Below are 6,314 nucleotides of genomic sequence, written 5' to 3' on the forward strand. Positions count from 1 at the left end.
CCAGGAAAACCTCTAAAAATACTGAATTCAGCCATCTCCGATTAAAATCAAATATAGAACGCTCGTTTACCCATCATAGACCATGCTTCTCTGCTTGATTTCGTCCTAGCTGGCTATTTTTAGATCCCATCTTTCCAAAACTTTTTCAAATCCAACAATTCCATCAAATACAAGGGAGAAGATATTGGATATCCATGAATATCAGGCCAAGGAAATCCTGGCTGAATACGGTATCAAGCTGGCTGAAGGCGGACTGGCACACACTGTGGAAGAAGCAGTACAACGCAGCCGGGAAATCGACGGTAATGTCTGGGTCGTCAAGGCACAAATTCATTCCGGGGCTCGTGGTAAAGCAGGTGGCGTCAAAGTATGCCGGACACATGAAGAAATCGAAGTAGCAGCTGAATCACTGCTGGGGAAAAAACTGGTTACACACCAGACCGGCCCGGCAGGTAAACTCTGCTCTAGACTGTATATTGAAGCCGGCACTGAAATTGCACGGGAAGTTTATCTTGCTTTCATGATCGATCGCAGTCATGAACGTATCGTCATGGTGGGTTCCGCACAAGGGGGAATGGATATCGAGACCCTGGCAGCCACGAACCCTGGTGCCATCAAAAAAATCCACATCGAGCCTGCTGTCGGCTTACAGGATTTTCAGGCGAGAACCATGGCTTTTGCACTGGGTCTGGAAGACGCTCTGCTCAATCACGCTGTCAAGACAATCAGAGGTTGCTACCGCGCCATGCGTGATCTGGATGCGAACATACTCGAAATCAACCCGCTGGTCGTCACGCGCAATAACGAGCTGATCGCGCTGGATGCGAAGATGAGCTTTGATGAAAATGCACTGTTCCGGCGCCACCGGATTTCCGAATTACGTGATAACACACAGATCGATCCACGCGAAATTGCTGCAGCGGAAGCCGGTCTCAGTTACGTCGGACTGGAAGGTGACATCGGCTGCATGATCAATGGCGCCGGGCTGGCAATGGCGACCATGGATATGATCAAACTGGCCGGCGGCGAACCGGCCAATTTTCTGGATGTCGGTGGTGGTGCTTCTGCTGAGCGGACTGAAAAAGCATTCCGGCTGGTACTGGCAGATAACAACGTAAAAGCCATGTTGGTCAACATTTTTGCCGGTATCAACCGCTGTGACTGGATCGCCGAAGGCGTGGTTCAAGCTGTACGAAATATCGGAATGACAGTCCCTCTGGTCGTGCGCCTGTCTGGCACCAATGTGGAAGAAGGCCGCCGTATCATCGCCGACAGCGGGTTGCCGATCATTACCGCAGAAACCCTGGCCGATGCAGCAGAAAAGGTAGTGCACGCTCGCAACCAGGCCGCCGCAGTTTGAATAACACGAACAAAAAAGGGGAACAGAAAAGTGGCAATTCTCATCAATGAGCAGACACGGATCATCATACAGGGCTTTACCGGTCGGATCGGCACCTTCCATGCTCAGGAAATGATCGATTACGGATCCAAGGTAGTGGGAGGTGTAACTCCCGGCAAAGGCGGACAAAAACACTTGGGGCTACCGGTATTCAATACCGTCCGCGAAGCGGTCGAGCAAGCAGGTGCGGAAGCCAGTATCGTCTTTGTCCCACCAGCATTTGCGGCTGATTCGATCATGGAAGCAGCCGATGCCGGTATCAAATATTGTGTATCCATCACCGACGGCATTCCAACCCAAGATATGATGACCGTCAAAAACTTCTTACGTCTCTTCCCCGAACAAAGCAGAATGATGCTGACTGGCCCCAACTGTTCAGGCACTATCAGCCCTGGACGGGCGATGCTCGGCATCATGCCCGGGCATATTTACAGCCGCGGGGTCGTTGGTGTCGTCGGCCGTTCCGGTACACTGGGTTATGAAGCTGCCGACCAGATGCGACGGCTGAATATCGGAATCTCGACTTCGGTTGGTATCGGCGGAGACCCGATCATCGGCAGTTCGCACCGGCATGTGCTGCAAAAATTGGAAGAAGACCCGGAAACCAAAGTTACGCTGATGATTGGTGAAATTGGTGGCCCGATGGAAGTAGAAGCCGGACTGTTCGCCAAGGAAAACATGAGCAAACCGCTGGTCGCCTACATTGCTGGTCTGACCGCCCCTCCAGGAAGACGAATGGGACACGCCGGAGCAATCATCTCCTCAGCCGGTGAAAGTGCGGCAGAAAAAGTAGAGCGACTGCAAGAACTAGGCGTCACCATTTGCCCGACTCCATCCCTGATGGGTGAAACCGTCGCAAAAGTTCTGGCTGGACTTTAATCTGGACAGGGTACTCTACCCGCGGCAGCATTTTGCCTGAATTTCTTCGCTTTTAATGACAGCAACAGGTGTTGCTGTCATTAAAAGCAAATTGAAGATCCGTACAATCCGATGAAATTCCGTGATATGAATCGGGGCACTCCACAGATATTATGCGCCACCATAGCCACGCGACAGACAGTGCAAGCAATGTAAGCGCAATGAACTACCTTCCGGTACTTGAGGCCGCTCAAAAGTGATGGGCTCGTACATGTTGAGCCTTTCCATGATTGTACGAAACCTGGAGTTTCCAACTGCCGTGAAGGACACGATTTCGTTTAGGCCGAGGGATGTAAAGCCGACGCGCAGTGCTCCCCGTACAGCCAAAAGCTAACCCTTTGCCCCAATGCGGAAAGGAAAGATGCCAACTAATTTCTAAGCACAGCGAGAAATCTTCAAATCAAGCGGTCGACTGCAGTAAAAGATTAGGCAAAATGGGCTTCATTCTTCATCGTTTAGCATGAAAGGCATAGAAACTGTCGCCGGGAATCAAACGTTGTGTGTCAATGCCCTGAAAGCCAGCTTGTTTCATCTGTTCGATCATTTCTTGCACGCTTGGCAATCGGCCACCATGACGGTTCGACGCACCCCAAACATTGAGCACTTCCATACCCAAATTCCCATTCTGACAGCAAGTGGTCAACAGTAAGGCACCGTCCGGTTTAAGCTGTTTACGAATCTTTACCAGCAGATCGACTCTCTCCTCAATCGGGAAATAGTAAATATTGTTGTACAGCGTTACCATGTCGAAGTCCGATGCGGCCGGTCTGGTACGGATATCTCCGATCTCTACCTTGACTCGATCTTGCAGTCCCCACTCTCGAATGTTTTCTAATGCCACGTTTGCCGCATCTTTTTGAAGCTCGAGGCCCACGGCTGTGAAATCCGGGTTTGTTATGGCAGCATGACGAATGTAGATCCCCGAACCACAGCCGACCTCAAGCAAATGACATGGGCCGGACTTCGGGATGAAGCGATCCAGCGCTTGCACCTGGAACGGCTCCAAAACACGTGACGAACGTGTGGTTAATTCCGCATCCTGATTATCCAGATCCCATAATTCACCAGTCCGAAGTTTTGTCAGGGTTTTCGTAATCAGGTCGTAGTGCAAACTGGATACTTCTTGCGCAAGTGCCAGTGTCGGATCGTTTTCCCGGCGTGCAAGCTTTTTCGCCAGTCCCTTGAGCGAATATCCCAGATCGTTTTTACTGAGGAGCCCAAGACGACAGCCCAATTGTAGCCACGCGATCAACGCTTCTTCTGTCTTTGAGTCTGATATGAAATCGCCGGCCAATCTTTCAAACGCCACTCTTTCACCTCGCAGTCTATCCATCAACCCTGAATTCTTGAGTGCAGCCAAATAGCTCAGCTTATAGAACGGCTTATACAAAGAGTTACATCTGATTGCGGTTCCTAGCTTCTTCTCTGCAGCCAATTGCAAAAACGGTTTGAAAGACATGCCTGTTTAACCCCGACTCAAAATTGAATTGAACTGCTTAAAGCTGAAATGTAGGCACGCTACTAATTGCCTAACGGATCGCGAATTAAGCACCCGAAGTAATTCAGGATATGCAAAGCGTAGATTGAATTACACAAGGGCGCAAGCGGCGAAGCGGCGTCGGCTTGAATGAGTTGTTAGGCAGCAGCGGCCGAGAGATTTGCCGAAGTCCAATGCTGCCCGCTTGAACAACGCAAGGAAGGTCGATGATGCCACAGCTTGCGGGAACGAGGCTTACCCGAGAAACCTTGCCGCGCGAAGCCACCGAAGTTGCAGGAAAGCCGAGTGCGGTAAACGTGATGCCAGGGCCGAAGCCGGGAATTTCCCGATACCGGAAACAGTGAAGAACAGTGGCCGGAGTCGACCGGGAAACCGTCAGCGAATTTGCCGAAGCAGGAGCCACTCCCTAACTTTTCCCACTGCGGCCTAACGCTAAGTAGACACCTTTTCAGGTGCATAATAATTTTCGATCATCGGTGTATAATTCTAAAAATTAGTCTATTTTCTGTGAATTTATCATGCTCGTTTATTTGTATCAACCTTTTATGAAGTATACAAGTACACCGCCAAAACTGCTGGATAAAGTCCGCGATCGTATTCGTACCAAACACTATAGTCTTCGCACCGAAACCCAATATGTACAATGGATAAAGCGTTTTATTCTGTTCCACGGTAAACGCCATCCGTAAGCAATGAGAGCTGCAGAGGTAGAGGTATTTTTAACCCATCTGGCAGTGGCTGGCAAAGTTTTCGCCTCAACTCAAAACTAGGCGTTATCGGCTTTGCTGTTTTTGTATAAGGAGGTGCTGTCGATTGACTTGCCCTAGCTGGATAAGGTCGTACGTGCCAAACAGCCACAACGGTTACCCACTGTTCTAACGCGCACCGAAGTACGAGCCATCTTGGTCCGGATGAGCGGGACCTATGGTCTGATGGCGAACCTTCTGTATGGTACGGGAATGCGTTTGATGGAATGTGTGCGCCTCAGGGTGAAGGATATAGATTTTGAGCGTGGTGAGATTTTGATCCGCGATGGCAAAGGAGCGAAAGATCGAATCACCATGTTGCCGTGGTCGTTGTCGGATACTTTACAAGCACATTTGCTTCATCGCCGGACTTTGTTCAATGACGATAGCCGCTTAGGCAAGGCATCGGTATATTTACCAGATGCGTTGGAACGCAAATACCCCAACGCAGCAACGGATTGGGCATGGCAATATATTTTTCCCGCCGGGAGCTTTTCAATCGACCCGCGCAGCGGTGTCGAGCGACGGCATCATATCGACGAAAAACTATTACAACGAGCAATGAAGAAAGCAGTACAGGCCAGCGGTATAGCCAAGTTAGCCACTCCGCATACCCTGCGCCACTCGTTTGCGACTCACTTACTCGATTCGGGCTACGATATCCGCACTATTCAGGAGCTGCTCGGCCATAAGGATGTCCATACCACGATGATTTACACCCATGTTCTCAATAAGGGTGGGCAGAGTGTCAGAAGTCCACTGGATATGTAAAATCAGTACTGCCAGCCAAACCCTGTCAACTGACGATTCACCCAAACAACGCCCGCAAGCGGGCACAGCTTGATTCAGGCCAAGCTATATTTAATCAGATCAATTCATTACATCTTCATGCAGCCAGGCTTTATAGGAATCTTCGATTCAGGAGTTGGCGGACTGGCTGTCTACCGTGCCGCTCGTAAACTACTCCCGCACCAGGCATTTGTCTATGTTGCAGATTCAGGGTTTGCGCCGTACGGTAGCCGCGAATCTGCCTATATTACCCGCCGCGTCACTGAAATTGCAGATGCCCTGGTCAATAATGGAGCGAGAGCACTCGTAGTTGCGTGCAATACTGCAACAGTGACTACCGTGACCGCACTCAGAGCTAAACATTCCCTGCCTATCATCGGTATCGAACCCGCTATCAAACCTGCCGCAGCAGTCAGTCGGAATGGCCGGATAGTCGTCCTCACAACGCAAAGAACTGCAGAAAGCGCAGCTGTCGCACAACTCTGCGTTCGCTATGGAACCCATGTTCAGATCATGCTTCAGCCATGTCCCGGGCTCGCAGATCAAGTCGAAGCAGGAAATATCGATGGAGATGAGGTAAAAAAAATGCTCAGGCAGTATCTCGCTCCCGCGGTCTCACTGACCAGTGATGTTGTTGTGTTGGGCTGCACCCACTTCACATTTCTGACGGATCAGATTCAAAATCTGGCGGGTCCGCAAGCTACCATCATTGAACCTTCGGAGGCCGTGGCCCGACAACTCGCGCACCGCCTCTCATCCAGTCAGATGACTTCGGCGAATCAGGCCCAAGCTACCGAGGCGTTCTACACTACAGCAGCCTCACCGTCCGCTGTCGGTGATGTCATGTCCAAATTACTCGGACGCCGTATCGAGGTGTTGGCGGCTAATGGTCTGGGCCTTGCAAAAGTGTGACCTGACTCGGTCGTTATCGACACTGGAAGTAAGGGAATCTCCACCTGGGTAC

Annotated in this window: 5 protein-coding genes and 1 pseudogene; 5 read left to right on the forward strand and 1 reads right to left on the reverse strand. The window is 50.7% G+C overall.

Annotated features, from left to right (window positions below):
* Positions 1-184 precede the first annotated feature (184 nt).
* Both ABUL11_RS00460 and sucD read left to right on the forward strand, forming a co-directional pair.
* Positions 185-1,360: a malate--CoA ligase subunit beta gene (locus ABUL11_RS00460; protein ID WP_350281896.1), complete on the forward strand. Its 1,176-nt coding sequence runs from the start codon at positions 185-187 to the stop codon at positions 1,358-1,360.
* 30 nt (positions 1,361-1,390) lie between these two features.
* Positions 1,391-2,278, forward strand: a complete 888-nt coding sequence (gene sucD / locus ABUL11_RS00465) for a succinate--CoA ligase subunit alpha (RefSeq protein WP_350281897.1) — start codon at positions 1,391-1,393, stop codon at positions 2,276-2,278.
* A 487-nt stretch (positions 2,279-2,765) separates the two neighbouring features.
* Here sucD and ABUL11_RS00470 read toward each other — a convergent pair whose 3' ends face one another.
* On the reverse strand, positions 2,766-3,776 hold the full coding sequence (locus ABUL11_RS00470) for an SAM-dependent methyltransferase (RefSeq protein ID WP_350281898.1): 1,011 nt from the start codon (positions 3,774-3,776) through the stop codon (positions 2,766-2,768).
* Between the two features lie 248 nt (positions 3,777-4,024).
* On the opposite strand from ABUL11_RS00470, the gene ABUL11_RS00475 reads away from it, so the two are divergent.
* From ABUL11_RS00475 to murI, 3 genes and pseudogenes are all read left to right on the forward strand, one after another.
* Positions 4,025-4,159, forward strand: coding sequence for a hypothetical protein (locus tag ABUL11_RS00475; protein ID WP_350281899.1), 135 nt, complete (start codon positions 4,025-4,027; stop codon positions 4,157-4,159).
* Positions 4,160-4,360: 201 nt separating this feature from the next.
* Positions 4,361-5,332, forward strand: a pseudogene (locus ABUL11_RS00480) (integron integrase).
* Between the two features lie 117 nt (positions 5,333-5,449).
* A complete protein-coding gene (murI, locus tag ABUL11_RS00485) occupies positions 5,450-6,262 on the forward strand; it encodes a glutamate racemase (RefSeq protein ID WP_350281900.1) in 813 nt (270 codons plus the stop codon).
* The last annotated feature ends 52 nt before the right edge of the window (positions 6,263-6,314 follow it).

This window comes from Nitrosomonas sp. (assembly GCF_040256045.1).
Classification (GTDB): Bacteria; Pseudomonadota; Gammaproteobacteria; order Burkholderiales; family Nitrosomonadaceae; genus Nitrosomonas.